General features: G+C 43.6%; 11 protein-coding genes. 2 read left to right on the top strand and 9 right to left on the bottom strand.

Translation table 11 applies throughout. From position 1 onward, the window contains the following. Positions 1-17 precede the first annotated feature (17 nt). Positions 18-2615, bottom strand: a complete 2598-nt coding sequence (locus tag ACOOEY_RS19955; RefSeq protein ID WP_420386493.1) for a WD40/YVTN/BNR-like repeat-containing protein — start codon at positions 2613-2615, stop codon at positions 18-20. A gap of 189 nt (positions 2616-2804) precedes the next feature. On the opposite strand from ACOOEY_RS19955, the gene mnmA reads away from it, so the two are divergent. Together mnmA and ACOOEY_RS19945 are read left to right on the top strand one after the other, a co-directional pair. Then, a complete protein-coding gene (mnmA, locus tag ACOOEY_RS19950) occupies positions 2805-4010 on the top strand; it encodes a tRNA 2-thiouridine(34) synthase MnmA (RefSeq protein WP_420386492.1) in 1206 nt (401 codons plus the stop codon). Positions 4011-4076: 66 nt separating this feature from the next. Beyond that, positions 4077-4490, top strand: a complete 414-nt coding sequence (locus tag ACOOEY_RS19945; RefSeq protein ID WP_420386491.1) for a hypothetical protein — start codon at positions 4077-4079, stop codon at positions 4488-4490. A 141-nt stretch (positions 4491-4631) separates the two neighbouring features. On the opposite strand, the gene ACOOEY_RS19940 is transcribed toward ACOOEY_RS19945, so the two are convergent. From ACOOEY_RS19940 to ACOOEY_RS19905, 8 genes are all read right to left on the bottom strand, one after another. Next, complete coding sequence (locus ACOOEY_RS19940; RefSeq protein WP_420386490.1) at positions 4632-5243, bottom strand: hypothetical protein; 612 nt, start codon at positions 5241-5243, stop codon at positions 4632-4634. A 114-nt stretch (positions 5244-5357) separates the two neighbouring features. Further along, on the bottom strand, positions 5358-7802 hold the full coding sequence (locus ACOOEY_RS19935) for an ABC transporter permease (protein WP_420386489.1): 2445 nt from the start codon (positions 7800-7802) through the stop codon (positions 5358-5360). A 26-nt stretch (positions 7803-7828) separates the two neighbouring features. Further along, on the bottom strand, positions 7829-10198 hold the full coding sequence (locus tag ACOOEY_RS19930) for an ABC transporter permease (RefSeq protein WP_420386488.1): 2370 nt from the start codon (positions 10196-10198) through the stop codon (positions 7829-7831). 22 nt (positions 10199-10220) lie between these two features. After that, on the bottom strand, positions 10221-12632 hold the full coding sequence (locus ACOOEY_RS19925; protein WP_420386487.1) for an ABC transporter permease: 2412 nt from the start codon (positions 12630-12632) through the stop codon (positions 10221-10223). Positions 12633-12652: 20 nt separating this feature from the next. After that, positions 12653-15070 (bottom strand): ABC transporter permease, encoded by a 2418-nt coding sequence (locus tag ACOOEY_RS19920; protein WP_420386486.1) that lies wholly within the window; start codon positions 15068-15070, stop codon positions 12653-12655. A 15-nt stretch (positions 15071-15085) separates the two neighbouring features. Further along, entirely contained in the window at positions 15086-17536 is a 2451-nt protein-coding gene (locus ACOOEY_RS19915) for an ABC transporter permease (RefSeq protein ID WP_420386485.1), read from the bottom strand. A gap of 4 nt (positions 17537-17540) precedes the next feature. Next, positions 17541-19952, bottom strand: a complete 2412-nt coding sequence (locus ACOOEY_RS19910; protein ID WP_420386484.1) for an ABC transporter permease — start codon at positions 19950-19952, stop codon at positions 17541-17543. Position 19953: 1 nt separating this feature from the next. Then, positions 19954-22338, bottom strand: coding sequence for an ABC transporter permease (locus ACOOEY_RS19905; protein ID WP_420386483.1), 2385 nt, complete (start codon positions 22336-22338; stop codon positions 19954-19956). Positions 22339-22370 lie beyond the last annotated feature (32 nt).

The raw sequence follows: 22370 nt of genomic DNA, 5'->3' as shown, positions 1-22370 counted from the left end.
TGTGTTAATTTTCACCATTAGAAGTCCAACACCTCAAAAGCCTTTGTCAGTTTGGTATCACCCACCATAAGATTCATGGTATAACTTCCTTTAGGAATAAATTCATTGAAGTGAATAAAGTAAGCCTGATCGCTGGATACCTGTCTTAAGATCAAATCCCATCTGTACTGATTCAATCCTGACTCACCCTCCTGCTCCTTCTTCCATATTACTTCACCCTTAGCATTCTCTATGGAGAGTGTTACTGTTTGTGCAGAAGGCAGATAATAGCTTATAGTGGTTTTCTGCATGGTTTCAAATTCCGGTTGTCTGTGGGTATCGCCAAAGGCAGGTCTTCTAAACTCAGGCAAGTCAAAAAGCATGACCTGTTCGGGTTTATTCTTCATTTCTCTCACCGGATCGAGGTTAAGTTTATAGATACCCCGACCATGTGTGGCCACAACCAGGTCATTGGCCCTTTCCTGAATTTCCAGATCAGCCACGCTGACTGCAGGCAGGCTCGTTCCCAAAATTGACCAATGCTCTCCCCTGTCCATACTGATATAAACGCCTCTGTATAAACCTGCATAAAGAATATCTTCATCAGTGGGATCTTCTCTGATCACATTGGCTGTTTCATTGGGCAGATCTTCACTGATCGATCTCCAGTTGGCTCCATAGTCATCAGAGACAAAGACATGCGCTCCCAGATCGTCATAATTCATACCGCTCAGGGTCACGTAAACTCTGGACTCTTTAAATGCTGATGGCTCAATGCTGATCACATAATTAGTCGGTAAACCAGTTGAATGTTCGGTCCAGGTTTTACCATCATTGCGACTTACCCAAAAAGCACCTTTATCAGTCCCCATGTACAGCAGACCTGGAGTCATGGGCGATTCCGCTATTGCTCCCGCTGCTGTTGAGGCTCTCTTCTCATCGGCCGACACGGATAAATCCTTGCTGATCACTTCCCAACTATCCCCCATATCTGTACTCTTGAACATATAATTTCCGGCATGGTAAAGTGTATGTCGATCATGCGGTGAGATGAAATAGGGCGTCATATAGTTAAACCTCAATCTTCCCTCGTGCCCTCTGGGAAGTCTGGGTCGAATGGAAGTAGATGTATCAGCTGCCATATCCTTTCTTCTGGCAGAGCCATTCTGCATACTGAAGTAGACGATATTAGGGTCTACCGGATCGACACAGGTCACGCAACCATCACCTCCACTCCAGGCATCAATCCAGATGTATTTCCAGTCTTTGGCATAACGTGGGTCGTATTCCAGTGAAGGTCCGTAAACGCTGGCATCATCCTGAACTCCTCCATAAATCTTATAAGGTTCCTGATTATCTACGGAGATATCGTAGAATTCACCTGCCGGAATATTGTTGTGATGCTGCCAGGTTTTGCCCTTATCCATGGTAGTGTACAAACCACCGTCATTGACCAGAGCCATATGGTTCGGATTAGTTGGGTTGATCCACATCTCGCAATTATCCAGGTGCAGAAAGTCTGCCGCCATGGGGAAAATATGGTAAATATCGCCTCCCAGGTAATCAAAGGTCATTCCACCATCCTGACTATGGGCTACTCTTGGCCCCAGTCCGTAAATCTCATTGTCGTTCTGTGGATTCACATACATATCGGCAAAGTACCAGCCTATAGTAGAGAAGAAAGGCATTCCCTTCTCATGGGTCATCTGCCAGTTATTTCCTCCACTGAATGTACTGTAGAACTTCGCCCATCCTTCACCATTCTCTCTGTTTCTATGGTCGATCAGGGCATAGGCCTTATTAGGATTGGAATAAGAAACAGCCAGACCAATGCGACCCACGTTTTCATCATTTGGCAGACCATTGCTCGCCTTTTTCCAGGTTTTTCCACCATCCTCACTCTTATAAATACCACTGTTTTCTCCATGTACCTGTGGGCTGTGCTGCCACATAGAGGCATAAACAATATTCGGATCTGATGGTGCAATGACTATATCATTTGCACCGGTCTGTTCATTGACATACAGTACGTGCTGCCAGGTTTTACCACCATCTTCCGTTCGGTAGACTCCGCGGTTTTCATTATCTGACCAGAAGTGTCCCAATACCGCTACCAAGGCAATATCAGGGTTGGTAGGATGTACAGCAATTTCTCCGATGTGCCATGAGTCGTTCAGGCCAAGGTGTCTCCAGGTGGCACCCGCATCATCCGATCTGTAGACTCCCGTACCGGGCATGGTAAAGTTTCTTGGCTTCTTCAGGCTTTCTCCAGTACCCAGATAGATAATATTGGAATTAGATGGCGCCAGGGCTACATCGCCAATTCCCAGGGCTGCCTGATTCTCAAAAATCGGTTCCCAGGTCAATCCATTGTTGACAGTCTTCCAAAGGTTGCCAGAACCAAAGGCCACGTACATAGTACCTGGTCTATTAATATCTACCTGAATAGCATCTGCCCGAGCTGAGTTGATGGTTGGCCCAATGGGAATCCATTCAGCATGCAACTGAGTCTGGGCCTTCTTCTGCTCATATTGCCTGAAAGAATTCATTAATGGTGATTCAGGTTGTTGGGCATGACACCAAGCAGACATGAGCAAAATGACCGGCAGAATAGACAATCGGAATGAGCGCTTCATAAGTAATAGTTTTAGCTATGGATTAAAATAGTCAATTGTTGCTGTTCCGATTCCAATTCATTTGTCTACGGCAAAATATTTCTTTCAAAACTGACTCATTTCGACTCAATTAAGTCTGTTCTACATTTTCCCGTTCAATTCAACTATTTTTGCAAAACTGTTGTTAGCCCATGTAATTGGCGAAAAATCATGAGAAAAAGAGTAGTTGTTGGTTTATCAGGAGGTGTTGATTCTAGCGTAACCGCCCATTTATTGGTGGAGCAGGGTTATGAAGTGATTGCCATGTTCATGCGCAATTGGGTGGATGATTCCGTGATTATCTCTGACGAATGCCCATGGGTAGAAGACAGTAACGATGCCCTGGCGGTGGCAGAAAAGTTGGGTATCCCCTTCCATGTCATCGATCTTAGTGAGCAGTACAAAGAACGTATTGTCGACTATATGTTCAGAGAATATGAGAAAGGCAGAACGCCTAACCCTGATATTCTCTGTAACAGGGAAGTGAAGTTTGATATCTTCCTCAATGCTGCCATGAAGCTTAAAGCTGACTATGTGGCTACTGGTCATTATGCTCAGAAAGAGACCTTTATTAATGAGGAAGGTAAAGAGATACACAGGCTTATAGCCGGAGCCGATCCGGGCAAAGATCAAAGTTACTTCCTTTGTCAATTGAGTCAGGATCAACTGGCAAAAGCGCTTTTCCCTATCGGACATTTACAAAAATCTGAGGTCAGAAAAATCGCTAAAGAGCAAGACCTGATTACCGCTGAGAAAAAGGACTCTCAGGGGCTTTGCTTTATTGGTAAGGTAAGACTGCCTGACTTCCTTCAGCAGCAATTGAAGCCAAAGGCGGGTGAGATCAGGGAGCTGGATGCTGAGGCGGATAACTTTGAAGCTTTCAGAGTAAATGGTTCAGCCAGTTATGCTTCTAAAAAAGAAGAGTTGGTGGCCTTAACCACGCCATATTCATTTCAGCCAACGGATGGCAAAAAGGTAGGTGAACATAATGGTGCTCATTATTATACTATCGGCCAGAGAAAAGGCCTGGGTGTTGGTGGTACACCAGAACCTCTCTTTGTCATAGAAAAGGACACTGAGCATAATGTGATTTATACAGGTCAGGGTGAAAATCATCCGGGATTGCTCAGAAAAGGACTTTTTGTACCTAAAGCAGAAGTACACTGGGTAAGGCCTGACCTTCAGTTAGAAGAAGGAACCTCTCAGGAATTCTTGGGCAGAATCCGTTACAGACAACCCTTGGAGAAGGTGGAGGTATTTGCCGAACCTGAAGGGCTTTACTTCATTTTCGAGAACTATCAGAAAGGTATTGCCCCCGGTCAGTTCGTAGCCTGGTACAGCGATAATGAGCTGATTGGTTCAGGAGAGATCGCCTGATTATTTTAACTTTCTTTTACTTAAACCTTTCGAGGGGTTGAATGTCAAAGGACCAAATTTCAACCCATGAGAAAGGTATCATTATTATTAAGCATGCTGTTGGTGTTCGGACTGATGGCAGCGCATGCCCAGGGTGGCGGTCAAAGAGGTGGTCAGAGAGGACAAGGTGGTCAGCGTATGGCGCCTGAAGCAATGGCCAAACAAAGAGCAGAACTTTGGCAGGAGAAGTTCGGATTGTCTGATGATCAGTACAAAAAGACTTATGACCTGTTACTGGCCAATCAGAAAGAGGTTAGAGAGAAAATGCAGTCTCTGATGCAGTCTGGAGATCGTTCAGGAATGAGAGCTGCTATGGAGAAAAATCAGGAAGAACTTGATAAGAAATTAAAGGATGTTTTCACGGCTGAGCAATGGACTAAGTACGAAGCCTGGAAAAAAGAAAATCCACCAATGCAGCGCGGCAGAGGTGGACGCAATTGAGTTTGCATAGTATGTTATGGTTGACATGAGAAGCGCCTCAAGACACTTGCCTGTCGTCACCCTGAACTAGTTTCAGGAGCTCTTCTGAGATGCTGAATAAATTCAGCATGACGAAACAGAGGGTTTTGAGGCCGCTTCTTTTTACTTATAGACCTCTACAAGCTGATCCCAAACAGATTTCAACCATTTTTCTCCTTCTCCCTTAAATGGCAAAAGTCGTCCTCGCTTGTAATAGCTAAACACAACCTCATCACTTTCGGCATCTCTTTCGATATAAACCTCCTGTCTCGTTTCTCTATTCTTTACAATCAGATATCCGTTTTCGGTAATAGATTCAATAGACGAATAGTCTTCCGAAAACCTCACCCTTCCTTCAGATTCAAAGTATAAACCTGAATCTTTGAAGTACATAGACCTGTTGCCATTGATTGAAATGGAACCAAAATCACTAAAGTCCGGCAATTCGGGTAACTCTGGAAGTTCAGGCATAGCAGGCATTGCCGGCATTACCGGTAGCTCCGGCATAGGCGGAAGCGATGGTAAATGAGGCTGAACCGGTGGAACCGGAGGCACGGGAGGTACAACGGGAACCGGTGGTACTGGCGGAACCGGAGGTACAGGAACAGCAAATTCCAGTTGGTACTTTTTCTTTGATTTCTCTTCCTTCTTATCCTGCGCATGTACAGAAATAATGGAAAGGAACATGACTGCTCCAAAGAGCAGACTGAAGAATTTTCTTGTTGATTTAAGCATATCCATGAGTTTTAGACAGTTTGAATATGACCATGATTCTATTCAAATAGAATTTGTAAGAAGTGAATTGTTAGATTAATGCACTGAATCCATCGATCGATTCACTCAGAAGTTTTACTCATCTCTTAAAGCCTCTACAGGATTAGCCTGTGCTACTCTTAAAGCCTGTATTACAATAGTAGATAAGGCTATCATGATGAGGATTGCTGCCGGAATAAGGAACAAGGCTATACTGATGTCTATTCGATAGGCGTATCCCGATAACCATTCGTCCATGCTTAGGTAGGCAATGGGTATTGCAATGACAATCGAGATGGCAATCAACTTTAAGAAATCCATTGAGAACAAACGGATGATAGAACCGACTGAAGCTCCTAAAACCTTTCTTATACCAATCTCTTTAATTCGCTGCTGTACTTCATAGAGCACCAGTCCAAACAAACCCAGAATAGCCACAAAAATGGTAATGGCCGAGAAACTGGTAAAGATGGTTCCAAACTGCTGATCTGCTTTGTATTGCTGATCAAAGGCCTGATCTAAAAAGTAATACTCAAAATGGCTTTCCTGATAGAGCGAATTGAACTTTGCTTCTACCGAATTCAACACCCCGCTATAGTCATCAATTCCTTTGGCTAGTTTAACAGAGATAAAACTGGTAGAAGCCAGATGCTTATCGAACATCATAAACAAAGGATCTACTTTTGACTTGAGGGAGTTGTGATTATAATCGTCAATCACTCCTACCACTCTCCTTTCTTTACCCCATAATTTGACCGGACTATTGACAGCCTCTTCATTGCTACTAAAGCCCAGCATTTCTCTTCCTGTTTCATTCAGGATAATCCCACTCATCAGGTTAGAATCATCAGCAAAAGCCGGTGCATCGAGACTAGCATTGAAATTTCTACCCGCCAGAATTTCAATCCCCAAAGTTTTCAGGTAAGCTGTATCTACGCGATACATGTAAAAATTGAGGTTATTCCCAAGATTCGTTTCAATAGAGGAAAGACCTGTTGTACTGTTCAGGTCAATCGTTCCTCTTCCTACCATAGTCTCAGAAAAACCAACGCTGGTAATTTGGGGTATAGAGTTAAGTTCAGCTCTCAGTAAGTTCAATTTATCGGAAATCACCTGATCTGACTCGGGCAGTAAAGGTGCTCTGATAACTAAAACCTGATCTTTATCGAAACCCAGTTTTTGATTCCTCATATGATCTACCTGCAGGTAAATCACAAAGGTACCAACCAACAGGACCATGGTGATCAGGAACTGAAAAACGACCAGACCTCTTCTTAAGAAAGACCCTTTCTTAGAATCCCGCAGCTTACCTCTTAGAACCTCTAATGGTCTGTATCTTGACAGCACAAAGGCCGGGTACATACCTGAAGCAAAAGAGCCCATAATATAAAAGGTAATAACCTGCCAAATCAACTGCTGATCGTTAAAGAGATTGATCTCAAGTGCCAATCCTGAAAAGCTATTGAAAATAGGCAGTACCCCTTGCAGACAGGTAAATGTAAGTACTAAGGCCAGCAGGTTAATAATGAATGACTCCATCAGGAATTGGAAAACCAGAGTGCCTCTAGTCGTTCCCAGTACCTTTCTTACTCCTACCTCTTTCGCCCTCTCCAGTGATTTGGCTGTAGATAAGTTGATGTAGTTTACCCAGGCCACCAAAAGCACGAAGCCTGCTACAATTAAGAGAATGTTCACGATCATGATATCTCCATTGGCCTCCGCTTCAAAGGATTTATCAGAATAAAGGTGAATATCTTCCAGGGATTGAGTGACCAGCTTTTCTTCACGGTCGCCCTTTACCCTTTCTGCCACGGCAGCATTTAACTTATCATCGAAGCTTTGGTCCAGGGCAGTGTTGGAAAGCAGGTACACAAATTCATTATTTGCATTCCAGTTTTCCTCAGTCCAATTCAGGTATTTCACCCCTGACTGCCACGATACCAGTATATCAAATTTGAGATGAGTGTTTTGGGGTACATCTTTTACTATGGCCGTCACCTTCATATCAACTTCACCTCCACCGGGCACCAGGGTGATGGTTTGTCCCATGGGGTCCTCGTCTCCAAAGAGCTTCCTGGCAGCTGACTCAGTCAGTACCACTTCATCGGGCTGATCAAGGGCTTCATCTGGATTACCCTGAACCACCTGCCAGTCGAATATCTCCAACCAACCAGGACTGGCAAAGTAAACCCGATCTTCATTGAAGGCCACATTTTCATTCTTGACCAGGACTCTACCAATATGTCTGGCCATAGCGAAGTTTTCTATCTCAGGGAATACTTCCACAGCCATAGGGCCTACTGAAGGATAGCATTGAGCATCTTGTGTATGACGGACATCACCAGTGTATAAGTCTACCGTAACCCGGTAAATCGAATCCGATTTTTGGTGATAGGCATCGTAACTCAACTCATATTTGGTATAGGCCAGAATGAGCAGACAAACCGTCATACCCACTGTTAAGCCAAGTACATTAATGAGCGTAAATGCCTTTCTCTTTTTGAAGTTTCTTAAGGCGAGGTAAATATTATTTTTAAGCATGATTTGAGTTTTAGCCGATTAAAGAATTATTCCTGTCGTAGCATTGAGGCAGGATTCACCCTGGCCATTTTCACACTGTGGAACAAGATTACAATAAATGCCAGGGCAAATACCAGTAAGAGTGGCAATACCAGTTCTGTAAAGGTGAGGTCAATGGCATAGGCGTAATTATTAAGCCATCCATCCATTACCCAATAAACCACAGGAATGGCTATAACTGCTGAAAGCAGTAGAATCAATATTATCTGTTTTGAGAAGAAAGTGTGAATCTCCAGTGAACTGGCCCCCAGTACCTTTCTGATACATACCTGTTTTTGGTTTTGCAAAGCCCTGAATGAAGCCAGCGCAAACAATCCGGAACAGGCAATAAATATCGCTACCGCGGTAAAGAGAGTAGACAAACTATACAGATTGCTCTCTTTGATATACTGAAGCCTTAATTCTTCTTCAATAAAATGAACAGAGAAAAACTGCTTGGGATACAGGTTAGCATAAATATCCTCAACAGCGTTCACTGTTTCTCTCAACTGATTGGCCTGAATGTTCAGGTTCACATAGCTATAATGGCTTGTTCCTTCGGAGTAGATCAGCACCAACGGCTCAATCTCTGTTTCCAGTGATTTAAAGTGGAAGTTTTCTACCACTCCCACTATTAGTCCGTCTTCGAACCGCTTGCCCACCGGGTCTTCCAGGCCCATCATTTCAGCAGCCTTTTGATTGACTATGTAGGAAGTGGTTGCGCTACTTTCAGGCTGAGGAATGAAGTTGGTTCCCTCCTTCACTTCTATCTCATAGGCCGATAGAAAAGACTCATCAACCATCATAAAGGAAATCATGAAATCTTCTGTTGTTTCTTCCTTGCCTTCCCAGCTCCAGGAACGACCATACCAACCCATATTAATCGGTATACTGGTAGACATGGATACTTCATTGACCTGACTTAAGGCTGACAGTTCTGTTTTCAACGTCTGATAGTCTTTCTCCGCACCGGGAGAAACATTGAGATAGAGCGTAGAACTCTTATTAAAGCCCAGGTCATTGGAATTGAGGAAGTTCAACTGCTGACTCACGACATAAGCACCTACAATGAGCATGATACTCATGGTGAACTGCACCATAACCATAGCATTCTTAAGCCAATTTCTGCCTCCAGCCATCTTCAGGTCCTCCCCTTGTCTCAGTGATTTGAGCCCGTTACTTCTGGCTGCTGAAATGGCAGGGAATAATCCGGCCAAAATACCGATACCCAGGGTTAAGCCTACAGTCAGTAATAAGAGTGTGGTGTTTGTTATACTCAGGTCTATTTCAACCTGTAGCACCGCATTCAATGTATTTTTACAGAGTTGAAGTATGGTTAAGGCAATGGCAGTAGATATAATGGCCTGAAGAAAGGACTCGGTAAATACCTGTTTGAATAGCACCGCAGGTCTTGCACCGATGATCTTCTTAACACCGATTTCTTTTCTGCGCTTTCCTGCAATAGAGGCACTCAGGTTTACAAAATTGATAATAGCAATCAATAGAATTACCAATCCGATAACCAGGGCTATTTGAACAGAGCGCATGTCTCCATGCAATGTCGTGTCGCTGCCAAAAGCAAATGAACGGCCAAGGTAAATATCTTCCAAAGGCTGCATATACACTTTAGGAGTCCATTCCTTCTCCCCTGCATTTTGGGCAATTACATTTTCAATGGACCGAGTAAAATCAAGGGGATTGGTTTGTTCATTGAGCTTTATATAGATGTAGAAGCGATTAGACATCCAGTTCTTTAACCCACCCATTCTTTTGGCCAGGAAGCCTCTTGACATGAGAAAGTCAAATTCCAGATGAGATTTACCCTCAGGTTCCTTCACCAGGGCTACCACCTTCACCGGAAATCTATTGCTGTAGTAAAGAGTTTTCCCAATTGGATCTTCCTCTCCGAAATATTTTCTGGCCATCGATTGGGTGATGACCACTGCATCATTGTTCTCAAAATCCTCAAGACTTCCCTGTACCAGGCTAAAGTTGAAGAGCTCGAAAAAGGGTTCATCAACAAAATAGACACCCGATTCTTCAAACTGAGCTACCTTATCTGCAGAGAAAACGATGTCGCCTCCAAGTGAAATAACCCCTGACACCTTTTCCAGCTCAGGGTATTCGGTTTTAAGGTGATCTACCAATGGACCTGGCATTTTAGCTACCTGATAGGTCTGTCCTGCCTGAACTTGCTCCTGAGCCAGTCTGTAGATACGTTCAGAGTCCTGATGAAATTTGTCTACGCTGGTTTCTTCATGGATGTAAATACTCACATAGAGTACCACGGCCATTCCAAGCGCCAGCCCCAGAATGTTGATCAGTGAGAATACTTTGTACTTCAGTAAATGCCGAATGGCGTAATTAATGTTCTTCATTGATGAGTTTTTAACATTTGTGTTAGTCTTGTCTTAAAGAGTTGACCGGATTCTTAAGACTGCTTCTGATAGATAGTATGGAAGTAGTGGCCAGGGTGAGTCCTACCAAAACAAGCACTGGTATGACAAATACATAAAGCTCCAGAGATGTAGCAAATGTATAGTTAGACAACCAACTGGTTACCGCATAATAAGCCACTGGAATACAAACAATTACAGCTATAACATTCAACCAGATCATTTTACCAGAGAACAGGGAAACCAAGCTGAAAACACTCGCTCCCAACACTTTCCTGATTCCAATTTCCTTTGTACGCTGCGCTAATGATAGCGAGGTCAGCCCAATCAGCCCCAGGCAGGAAATCCAGATTCCCAATAGGGTGAATAAGTTGAACACTTTCGCAAAATTCTGGTCCTCTTCAAACTGACGCTGAAAGAACTCGTCCAGGAAGAAGTAATTCTGTATGCTCACCTGAAAGCTGGACTGAAACTCAGTCTCCACTTGATTAACCAGTTGAGAAGGATTTTGCGAATCGTAACGAATAATAAAGTAATTGTTGGCCCAGGGTGCATACAGGTATCCTGTTGGATTATAGTTCTGTTTAAATGATTCCTGCATATAGTCATCAACTACTCCCACTATGGTTAACCTGGGCGTCATACCCACGAGGTTTTGACCAATGGCTTCTTCTGGCGAATTGAAACCCAGTGACTTAATAGCTGATCGGCTTAAAATAACACTGGTACTATCTACATTCCCCTCTACCCTGAAATCACGCCCTTCAACCAAACCAATATCGAGCGTATTGAAAAACTTCTCATTCACACCAAGGAAGTGAATTGACCTGCCTTCCGTAACATCAGCGCCAGCCCGTCTGACACCATTATTAATCCAGGTATTTTCTCTGCCCGGAATATTGGTGCCGTGTGCCACTGAAACTACTCCGGGAATGGCCTCAATCTGATTGAAAAAGCCCTCAAAACGGTCTGAAATATTATTGCCGGCTGCAGGCCCCTGAACCACCAAAACCTGCTCCGAATTAAAGCCCCAATCGGCATGAACCATATAGTCAATCTGGCTTCTTACCGCAAGACTACCAATGAGCAGGAAACACAGAATAACAAACTGTAACACCATCAGGCTTTTGTGCAGTAAACCAGTTTTAGCAGAACCTGATGATTTACCCTTGAGAACCTGCGCCAGATTGATTTTAGACATAATCAATGCGGGATATATCCCGGAGATCAGCGTACCAAAAACAAGCACTGACAGCATCACAGGCATCAATTCAGCACTAAAAAATGTATCAGTCCCTGCTACGCCCATTACATCCTGAAAAAAGGGTTTGCTGAACTGCATGAGCGTAAAACCGAGTAGCAGGCTCAACGAGTTAAACACAAACGACTCAGTCATAAACTGACGGAAGAGTTGTTGCTTTGTGGCTCCAGCCACTTTTCTTACCCCAATTTCCCTTGAGCGTTGCAAGGCTAATGAAGTGGTGAGGTTGATGTAATTGAAGTACGCCAGACCCAAAATGAAGATAGATACTACGATCAATACCTGCACCATCTGATAGTTACCCGTTGCTCCTACTTCAAACCTGACATCTGAATGCAGGTAAATATCTCTCAAAGGCCTCAGGTGCAAACTGGGTTGAATACCTGACTCTATCACACCCTGATAGTGCGACTCTACAAACTCAGGCAACTTTGCCTCCAATGCTTTTACATCGGCATGCTCAGAGAGCAAGAGATAGGACGGAAAAGCATTCCATCCATAGGATGAGGCCGCACTTCCTCCTGACTGGCTGATGAGTGTTTCAAAAGACATCAAGACTTCGAATTGAATATGGGAATTAGCCGGAAGATCTTCTACCACACCTGTAATTCTTGTGTCTCCTGCAGACATCCCATTTCTAAAGTCGACCACCTTACCTACGACATCTGTGGTATTAAATAGCCTTTGAGCCATTGAGCGGGTAACCACCATGGCATTCGGCTCTGATAGTACATTTTCCCGGTCTCCGAAAAGCAGTTCAAAATCAAAGAGCTGGAAGAAATGCTCATCGGCATAAAATACCTCTTCAGAAATAAAAGACTGATCATCGAACCTGATGAGGTTCACCAGGCTATTGGTAGCCCATAGTTTAGAGAATTGCTCAATTTCAGGATATTCAGCCTTAAGATCCGGAGCGGCCCCAGCGGCAATACCGGCACTTTGATCCAGATGATCTGAACTTTGCTTGTCATACTGCAGCCTGTAGATACGATCGCCTTTGGTGTGAAAGTCATCATAACTCTTCTGGAAAGCAATGAAGTCCAGAATAAGCAGAAAAGCACAGATACTGATCCCCAAACCGAAGATGTTGATGAAGGCCAGCGATTTCCGCTTAGCCATATTCCGTAAGGCAACCTGAAGGTGATTTTTAAACATAATCTTGAGTTTTTGAGGACTTATTCATGGCGAAGTGTATCTGCCGGGTTAGACAAAACGGCTTTCATTACCTGGTAACTGACCGTAATGACCGTAAGCAATAAGATGATGGCTACAGGCACTGAAAAGACCGTAAATGACGGATTAGCTTTGTTCGCAAAACCATTCAGCCACTGTTCCGACAAATAATAGCCCAGCGGAATAGCGATCAGCGAGGCCACAATGAGCAATACTATATATTCTTTCGTCAACAGGTAGAAGACATGTCCTACTTTGGCACCAAGCACTTTACGAATACTCATTTCCTTAGCGCGCTGAGTGACATTGTACAACGACAGGCCAAATAATCCCAGCGAAGTAATGACTATCGCCAGCATGGAGAAGAGCTTGAAGATCTTCCCGAACAGGCGGTCAGCCTTATATTGCCTGTCGAAATAGCCATCGAGGAAGAAGTAATCGAAATGACTTGCCGGAAAGCTGGATGAAAAGGCAGCTGATAACGCTTCAATTTCCTTAGTCCCGGCTCCGGCTGATAATTCTACCGCATAATACTTAACCCGATCGTGGTTGGTATAAATCAACGGGTCAGAATCAGCCCTCAGAGACATTTGATTCACATCGGCCACAATACCCACTAGAGTATAAGGCTCCGCACCATAATAGATTCGCTTGCCTACATGCTCACTAGGATCTTCCTTTTCATAGAGATTCTGTGCGGCTTTCAGGCTCAAGATAATACTGTTCTCATCTGACCCGTCAGGTCTGAAAGTCCTTCCGTAAAGTACTTCTATGTCGAACAAATCGAAGAACTGATCATCTACTGCCACATCTTTGCAGTATTCGGCTTTGTCTTCTTCTCCCGGACCTAAGGCTATATACCTTCTTCTTGTAATTTCATGGCCCGGTATTTCGGTGGTTTTAGATATTCTTTCAACACCGGGTATCTGACTGACCATATTTTCGAACCTGGAACGAGTTACATCTCTGTTCTCCTCTTCAGTAAAAGGCTTCTTAATGACCAGCCTCTTGTCAAGCGTGAGTCCCAGAGATTGTTCCTGCATAAAATTCAATTGCTTTTGTACAACCAGGGTACCGATCAACAGAATTACGGCAATGGCATACTGAAAAGCAGTCAGCACTCTTCTCAGGCGCAGACTCGATTTGGTGGTTCTGGACTTGCCCTTAAGCACTTCGGAGACCTTGTGTCTGGAGAACAGAAAAGCAGGGTATAGACCAAAACTGATTGAGCCCAGGGTAAACGCCAGGACAAACACTAAGGTGGTTTGAATTTCGGCCGCACTGAATGGGTTTACCGCAATCCCCAATAAGCTTCCGAAATAACTTGAAAAGGCCTGCAATAAGGTCAGGGACAACACCATGGCCATCAGGTTCATGAGTGATGTTTCATACAGAAACTGGAAGATCAGGTGCTTTTTATAACTACCTAATACCTTTCTGACTCCTGCCTCTTTGGCCCTGTCGAGTAGTTTGGCCGTGCTCAGATTGATATAGTTGACCCATGCCACCAGCATAATGAACACTCCAATGATGGCCAGGAAATTGACGGTGGTTTTGTCTCCGTTGGCCTCTATTTCAAATGAGTGATGGGAATCCAGGTGAATAGAAGGCATCGGCTGAAGACCAAAGGTCATTCCTACTTCTGCAAACCAGGCTCCTTCTACATCGATGAAGATATCATTGACTTTCTGTTGAACCACTTCCCAGTCAGCTCCTTTGTTCAGCTTCAAATAGGTGTAGAAGTTACCCCAACCAAAGTTTTGATCCAGTTCCCAGTCTTTAGGCAAAGATGAGATGGGAAGTAAAACATCGAAGTGCACGTGCGAATTGTCGGGCACATCTTCAAATACCCCACTGACGGTAAACTCAAGCCCCATGTTTTTGAATTGAAGGACTTTACCTAAGGCAGATTCACCATCAAAGAATCTTTCAGCATATGATTGAGATATGACTATCTGATTCGGTGAAGCTAATGACTCAGGTCCACCTCCGGCCTGCCAGTTTAGGGAGTAGATATCCAGAAAGCTGTTGTCTACATAATAGCCTTCCGACACATTGAATGTCTTATCAGAGCCATCGGTATTGTAATGGGTCAGCGCAAAGCTTGAAAACATTTTATCATAGCCAATTAGCCTGGAAACACTTTCTACTTCCGGCACCCGGTCTCTGATGATTGGGGTCATGGCCGGAAATACTGAGGCGACACCATCCTGCCAACTTTCACCTTCTTCGACCCTGAAAATTCTATAAGCCTGATCTGCATCGGTATGAAACTGATCAAAGCTCTTTTCAAAGCTCACGTAGTTAAAAATCAGCAGGCAGGCCATCATAGACATAGCCAGACCGGTAATGTTAATCAGACTAAAAAGTTTCTGTTTTCTGAGCTGTCTGAAGGCAAAACGTAAGTTGTTTGTAAACATGAGTTGTTGAGTTTTTTATTCTTGTCTTAAAGAATTGACCGGGTTAATGCGCGCCACTTTCATGGTTTGCACGACAATAATACTGACCGATATAATGGCCACTATAAGCACGGGAAGGGCAAAGAAGAACAGACCGATAGAAGTCTGGTAGGCATAGCCATTGAGCCATGATTGTGCGGCCAGATAGATTAATGGTAGTCCAATGACATTGGCCAACAGAATCAGCACCAGGAATTCCTTGGAGAGCATTTGCAGAATGTCTGCAATAGAAGCCCCCAAAACCTTTCTGATTCCAATTTCTTTGGTCCGCTGTATGGCGGTATAACCCACCAGGCCGAACAGACCTAAACAGGCAATTGAAATGGCGAGTAGAGAAAAGAGGTTGAATACTTTTCCAAACTGCACATCAGACTTATAGAGCTGACCATAACGATCATTCATAAAGCCATACTCGAATAAATCTCCCGGGAAGAACTCATCGAAGGTAGTTTCTATATAAGCCATGGTTTCTGGCAGGTCATCGGTACTGACTCTGATGTGATAGGTATCTTCTCCACCATCGTAGAAAGGAAGCAGAATCAGTGGTTCAATCTCATCTTTCAGTGAACGCTGATGGAAATCAGTCGTAATTCCCACAATAGTCCATTCCTGATTAAAAAACAGTATTTTCTTGTTCAGAGCTTCTTCAGCATTGGCAAAACCAAGAATTCGGGCGGCCTTCTCATTAATAATAGTCTTGTCTATAAACTGAGGGTCTTTGTTATGATCACCCGGCCTGAAATTTCTTCCAGCCAGCAATTCGATCTCATAGACATCGAGAAAGCCATAGTTAGCACTCATTCGGTTGAGCATATGACCATCTGTTTCTCCAGGGCGCTTCACGTTGAATACTCTCGGCAAACGGCTTCCGAATACATTGGCTGAAGCACCAGCTTTGAGAATCCTTGGGTTCTGTTCCAGTTGGTTAATAAAAGCATGGATATGTGTAACAAATGTGGTGTCCAGGTTAGTCAGCGAAGGGCCTTCAACCGTTATTACCTGCTCTAAATTGGCCCCTATGTCCTGATTCTGCATGTATTGGGTCTGCTTCATAACCAGGTAAGTACCGGCAATCAGCGCAGTGGAAAGAATAAACTGGAAGGTCACCAGAGACTTACGTAGAATTCTACCCTGAGCACTGGTACTGAACTCTCCTTTTAGTGTCTGCGATGGCTTATAGGACGATAATGCAAAAGCCGGGTAGAGTCCTGAACAAAGCGTACCAACCAGTACGACTATAACAGCCCATACAGCCAGCGGAATTCCTCCCAGACTGGTCGAGGCAAAACTGATCAGACTTAATGGCTCTTCTACCAGGTTATTGAATTCCGATTGCAGAATTTGTACGAGGGTGATGGCCAGCACAAAGGCGACCAGATTCAACACCAGTGATTCCGTCAGGTATTGATTGATTAACTGAACTCTTGTGGCGCCAACTACCTTCCTTACCCCTACTTCTTTGGCTCTTTGAATTGATCTGGAGGTAGTCAGGTTCACATAATTCACCCAGGCCATTACCAGTATGAATACCGCAATAATGACCAGCACCCAAACCATTTTACCATTAAAGGTATGATGGTTTTCATACTCATAATCGGAGTACAAATGTACATCCTCAAGTGGTTGCAGGTGGAATTTTTCAATGGTGCCTGTCACCTCATCGCCTCTGAAATGCTGATCAGAGAAAGCATCGAATTTCTTTTGGAACTCCTTGTAGTCTACCCCATCTGCCAATTGCACATAATGGAAGTAGTCTGAGCTTTGCCAGCCAAACCTGGCACTTTCGCCCCACAGAGTAAAGAGGGTCGAACGGGAAAGGATTGCTTCAAACTGTAAACTCGATTGATTGGGTGGATCTGCCAAGATACCCACCAACTGGAATTCCCTTTGTGAGGCACCGAGTTCTACTATTTCACCCAGGTAATCATTCCAATTACCTTCGGTTGTCTGAAATACCTTCTCTGCATAAGACCGGGTGAATACCACCTGATTGGGTTGACCCAGTAAATCCTCATCGCTTCCCGCCAGTAGTTCAAAGTCGAACATTTCGAAGAAGGTAGGCTCAGCCAGGAAAAGAGATGGAATTTCTACCGGATGATTATCATAAACGAAAACATTGTCTACGAAGAAGTTGAGCGTGGTCTGATTGACAATTTCGGGAAAGTCTTCCTTCATTTGCGGACCGACTGCGGAATAGGTAATCTGCCCTCTCTGAATCAACTGATCACCTTCGAATCGCTCATTCATTACCCTGAAAATACGATCTGATTGTCCATGAAACTGATCGAAGCTCAGGTGAAAGAAGGCATATTGTAAGATGAATATGGAGGCAGCGATCCCAACAGAAAGGCCCAATATATTGATCAGGGCAAAACTTTTGTTCTTCCTGAATGATCTGAGTGTTGTTTTGAAGTAATTCTTTAGCATGTTCTTATTCGTTTCTGAGTATGTTAGCCGGATTGGTCAGGATTACTTTTACGGAGTGGTAGGTAACGGTAATCAGTGTGATGACTACTAAGAGCACCACTGCAAAGGCAAAGAGATCAGCCGTAATGCTCACGTGATAGGCGAAACTACCTAACCAGCTTTCCATGAGATAATATGAGATAGGAATGGATATCACTGAAGACACAGCAATCAGCAGAAAAGACTGCCTGTTAAGCGTGTAGGTGATTTCCTTGTGCCCCGCTCCCAATACCTTTCTGATTGAAAGTTCCTTGAGTTGATTGACCATACCTATTCCGGTAAGACCGAACAAACCAATACAGGCAATCAATACCCCAATAGCCGCAGCTACATTGACCATCTTTTGCCAACGCTGGCTGTCTTTATACCTTGAGTTTAGATAATTATCTAAAAAGCTTATTTCCTCCAGAGGTTCTTCGGTGAGCTTCAAATAGGTCTCTCTAATGGCCGCAAGGCCATCTTCTGTCTGATTGGGTGCTATCTTTACGAAAAGGGTTGACAGACCACCTGTGGTTGATTTTCTAAAAGTGATATCGCGAATTTCACGTTGTAGAGACTCAAAGTGGAAGTCTTTCACCACACCGGCAATCTGAGGTAGAGTTTGTCGGAACATGGCCGTGTCTTCCTTCAGCGTATTGTAGTAAGTCTCATTGTAAAGGGCCTTATCTTCGGGTAAATCAGCGATATCGATTCCCGGTATGCCATCTACGTCAATTAGTTCCAGCCCCAGCGTACTGAACAGATCCTCATCCATTCTGACAGAGCGAACACTATGCTGTACCCCATTAATAACTGTAGAACCGAAGCTGCTGGAGCCTACAAAAACCCCGGTACTACCTGCTGAATTGACAATAGAAGGATATTTGGCTAATTCCTCTTTGAACAGGTGAGTTTTACCCCACACCCCATTAATGTACACTACCTGCTCCTTATCGAACCCAAGGTCCTTATTACTGATGTAGTTGAACTGCTTGCGCATCATCAGGCCTGTGGTAATGAACACAAGGCAAATAGTAAACTGAAACACCACCATGCCACGAATAAGCCCTGGCTTGATCCTGTGCGTTCCCTTGCCCTTCAGTCCACTAATCACTTTAAATCGGGATAATATCTGCGCTGGCAGGCCACCAGCCAATAAGGTCAATAACAAGCCAAAAGCCAATCCATACAGCAGTAGCTGAGCATTGGCCATTACTGACAGTTCGAATTCCTTTCCTGCTAATTCATTGAAAAGCGGCATAAGGCCCTGTGTGAGGGTAAAACCCATTAATACCGCCAGCAAAGTGAGCACTAATGACTCAGCATAAAACTGACCTTTGAGGTGAAGTCCACGAGCACCCACTACCTTTCTGATCGCTATCTCCGACCTTCTTCCGGCTGAGGAGGCTATACAGATAGACAGGTAATTAATACAGGCGATTATCAATATGATAAAGGCAATGCCTGCCAAAATCAGGGAATAAGCAGGAGAAGAGCTTCTGCCATAAGGAATGGTCGGGTCCAGGTAAATACCTGAAATTTCCTTGAGCTCATAGTCAACCACGGGATTATCCTCATTCAACTTGAGCATGTCCCTTTGGGCATTCATTCGTTCCGGGCCTCTGTAGTCTACATCGAGTTGTCTGATCTTCTTACCTGCTTCATCTGGCTGATTTGCCTCATTTAACAAGACAAAGGCGCTCACTGCATTGTAGCTTCTGTTATCCTGGTTGTTCTTGAAATAGTAGGAGTTTTCAATTCTGACTAAAAGATTGGTATTAATCACCGACTTATGAGCGGACGATATTACTCCTTTAATGATATAAGTCTTGTTGGGCTCTCCAGCCACAAGCAGTTCTTGACCAACCACATTGACTTCACCAAATTGCTTCATGGCAAAGTCCTCTGATACAACCGCATAGCCCAATTCACTTAAAGCTGTTTTTCTGTCACCATAAAGAAATTCAAAGCCCATGACATCGAAAAAATCCTCATCTACGAACTGGGTGTATTCAAAAGAGCTTTTACCCTCTTTCAATACACTGCTGTAGTTCGTCTCAATTCTTACCAGCTTCTCTATTTCAGGAATAGAGCTCTCTACCTCATCAAAAAAAGGAAGATTGAGCACAGGCGATTTGCTAATGCCCTCAATGTTTTTGGTAGTGAGCATTCCAGCTCTGGTATTGTCAATGTTGTCTTGTGAATAGTCAACTCTGTTGATGAGATACAGTCTCTCAGAGTTGCTGTGGAACTGATCATAGCTATACTCATCCTGAATATACAGGTAAGCAAAGAAACACATCATTAAGGCTAGTGAGAGCCCCACCAGGTTAATGATGGAATAAACCTTATTTCGGGCAAATAACCTGATGGCTGTTTTGAGGTGGTTTCTAAACATTTTATTTCTCTTTTAAATAGTCAGTTGGATTCTTCCTGAGTTCATTGCTGGAACTCACATAGAGTACAATTACCAATATAACCAGTAGTAAAAGTGCCGGTACGATATACTTAATGTCCATTTGAATTCTATTAGCATAGTCTTTCAACCAATTCTGCATAAGCCAGTAGCTCAATGGAAAGGCTATCATGCAAGCCAGTACATATCGTTTCACGCTACTTATTCCTATTTTATAGAACAGATTTGATATACTGGCTCCCAGCACCTTTCTGATACTGAGGTCTTTCATGCTCTTCCCTAAATCCAGCAAAGTCAAAGCAACAACGCCTACTATGCTAAGTATAATGGCGATCAGACCAAAAGCTGATAGTAAGGATGAAAGCCTTTCCTCGGTCTCCCGGTATTCAGCATAAAAATCATTCAATAAAAAGCTGTGGAATATATTTCCCGGAAATTGCTCTGCATACAGTGACTCAATTTGTTGTAGAAGAGCCTGAAAGTCATTCGTGGTATAATGAACAGAATAAAACCCACGACTTTCAGGGTCAAACACAAAATTCATTGGGAAATGAGCTACTTCTGGCGATTGATGATAGTAGTCTTCAATGACACCAATTACTGTTCGGATGTACTCTGATTCGGGACTGGTAATTCGTTTGCCCAACACATCATCTAAGGCAATGTCTCCAAATAAGGCCTTTACTGCTGAAACGTTAAGAATGGCCGCTGAAGAATCTTCTATTCTTGAAGCATCAAAATTTCTACCAGCCAAAAGTCTGTGATCATAAACATTGATGTAGTTGGCATCGACCTGATGCTCGGGTATGAATACGTTGGCAGAGAAGGGCTTACCTTCTTCTCTTATTTCATAAGCATAAGGAGTATCTCCGGGTACTGCGTAGGAGGAAGCCACGGAATTCACCCCGGGAAGCAACTCCAACTGATGCTTGATGATGTCAGGATTGGTCGAGAAACGGTCATAATCAAATAATCTTGGTCCCTTAAAGACTAGAATGCCTTCGGTCCGAACCCCTCTTTCCACCTCATTTAAAAAAGCCAGTTGATCTTGAACAACAAATACAGAGAGAATCAGCGAAATGGAAACCACCCATTGGAAAACCACCAGAGCTTTCCTCATAAACGGAGTTCCTGAGTTAGAATCACCCAGCTTTCCTTTAAGCGCATGGAGTATACTGATTCGCCTGCTTTGAATGACAGGAGCAATAAACGTCAGAAGTACTCCAATTAAGGAAACCCCAATCAGAACCAAATAGAACTTCTCATCAGGCTGATAAGTCGGATTTATTTCTGCCAAACGATCAATAACTGGCTTAAATATCTGCCAAAAGCTCACCGCAAGCGCTAAAGCGAGGGTATTAACCATAAGCGATTCCGTAAGTTGCTTTTTGACAAAATAGCTAAACCCAGCCCCCAATGATTTCTGCACTCCTATTGCTCTTAGGCGCTCAAATCCAAGTGATAGGCTAAAATTGATGAAATTGATCCAGGCAATAATCAGGATAACAGATCCGATCAGAAGGAGGCCATACACCCTGTTACTCTTTTTGGCTATAAAAGAACTGGTTTCAAAATCAGAATGCAGATTGATTTCATTAACCGGTTGAAGACTGATAAATTCCTCAAGATCTGTCTCCACCTCGACAGGCTTATTTCTGACAATTATATCTTTAATCTTTTCCTCAATACCTTCCTCACTAACATCCTTGTTAAGAAGAACATATACCTTCATTCTATCCCAGTACCATGAAGTTCTATGTAAATCAGCATTATGCCTTGCCCCAATCGATTCGAAAGATTTAATTAGGTCGAAATCCAGGTGTGAATTTTCTTCCCATGGCTTAAAAACTCCGATAATCCGATAGGTAGATCCATCGTCCTCGGTCCAGGTTTGACCTACTGGATTTATATCTGGAAAGTAAAGATCTGCCAGTTGTGTAGAAATCAGGCCAGTAAAGGGCTGTGTCAGTTCCTTTGTTCCTCCCACAGTCAATTCAAGGGAGAAGAGGTCAAAAAAACCGGGGTCTACACTCAAAACCTTCAGGTCATCTCTCAACTCCGATTCACCTGAATGACCAAAATCCATTAGAGTTCCTCCCCTAAAAGAGTACATCATTTGTTGAGCATAAAGCTCTGGTATCTGTTCATTTAATGCCGGAGCCAGCATGGGGTAAGTATCAGATCTTTCAGATACCCTCTCGCCATTAACAAAGCGGGTCATGACTACCCTGTAAAGACGGTCAGCCTGGGGATGAAACTTATCAAAACTGGTTTGGAATTGGAAGTAATAGAAAATCAAGGCAAAGGCAGTTAGCCCTGAACTAAGGCCCAAAAGTATCACAGCATTCAAGCAGGCATTTCTTTTCATAAGCCTAAGAGATATGTGTAATAAATGTTTGA

Origin of the sequence: Roseivirga sp., from assembly GCF_965216855.1 — a bacterium.
In the GTDB taxonomy this organism is placed as follows: Bacteria; Bacteroidota; Bacteroidia; order Cytophagales; family Cyclobacteriaceae; genus Roseivirga.
The sequence above is the reverse complement of the archived record's forward strand: the minus strand, read 5'-3'. Positions and strand labels throughout refer to the sequence as shown.

What these genes read in the sequence shown, in the direction of transcription:
- ACOOEY_RS19955 (WP_420386493.1), bottom strand. Translation starts at nt 2,615, where the DNA reads ATGAAGCGCTCATTCCGATTGTCTATTCTGCCGGTCATTTTGCTCATG.
- mnmA (WP_420386492.1), top strand. Translation starts at nt 2,805, where the DNA reads ATGAGAAAAAGAGTAGTTGTTGGTTTATCAGGAGGTGTTGATTCTAGC.
- ACOOEY_RS19945 (WP_420386491.1), top strand. Translation starts at nt 4,077, where the DNA reads ATGAGAAAGGTATCATTATTATTAAGCATGCTGTTGGTGTTCGGACTG.
- ACOOEY_RS19940 (WP_420386490.1), bottom strand. Translation starts at nt 5,243, where the DNA reads ATGCTTAAATCAACAAGAAAATTCTTCAGTCTGCTCTTTGGAGCAGTC.
- ACOOEY_RS19935 (WP_420386489.1), bottom strand. Translation starts at nt 7,802, where the DNA reads ATGCTTAAAAATAATATTTACCTCGCCTTAAGAAACTTCAAAAAGAGA.
- ACOOEY_RS19930 (WP_420386488.1), bottom strand. Translation starts at nt 10,198, where the DNA reads ATGAAGAACATTAATTACGCCATTCGGCATTTACTGAAGTACAAAGTA.
- ACOOEY_RS19925 (WP_420386487.1), bottom strand. Translation starts at nt 12,632, where the DNA reads ATGTTTAAAAATCACCTTCAGGTTGCCTTACGGAATATGGCTAAGCGG.
- ACOOEY_RS19920 (WP_420386486.1), bottom strand. Translation starts at nt 15,070, where the DNA reads ATGTTTACAAACAACTTACGTTTTGCCTTCAGACAGCTCAGAAAACAG.
- ACOOEY_RS19915 (WP_420386485.1), bottom strand. Translation starts at nt 17,536, where the DNA reads ATGCTAAAGAATTACTTCAAAACAACACTCAGATCATTCAGGAAGAAC.
- ACOOEY_RS19910 (WP_420386484.1), bottom strand. Translation starts at nt 19,952, where the DNA reads ATGTTTAGAAACCACCTCAAAACAGCCATCAGGTTATTTGCCCGAAAT.
- ACOOEY_RS19905 (WP_420386483.1), bottom strand. Translation starts at nt 22,338, where the DNA reads ATGAAAAGAAATGCCTGCTTGAATGCTGTGATACTTTTGGGCCTTAGT.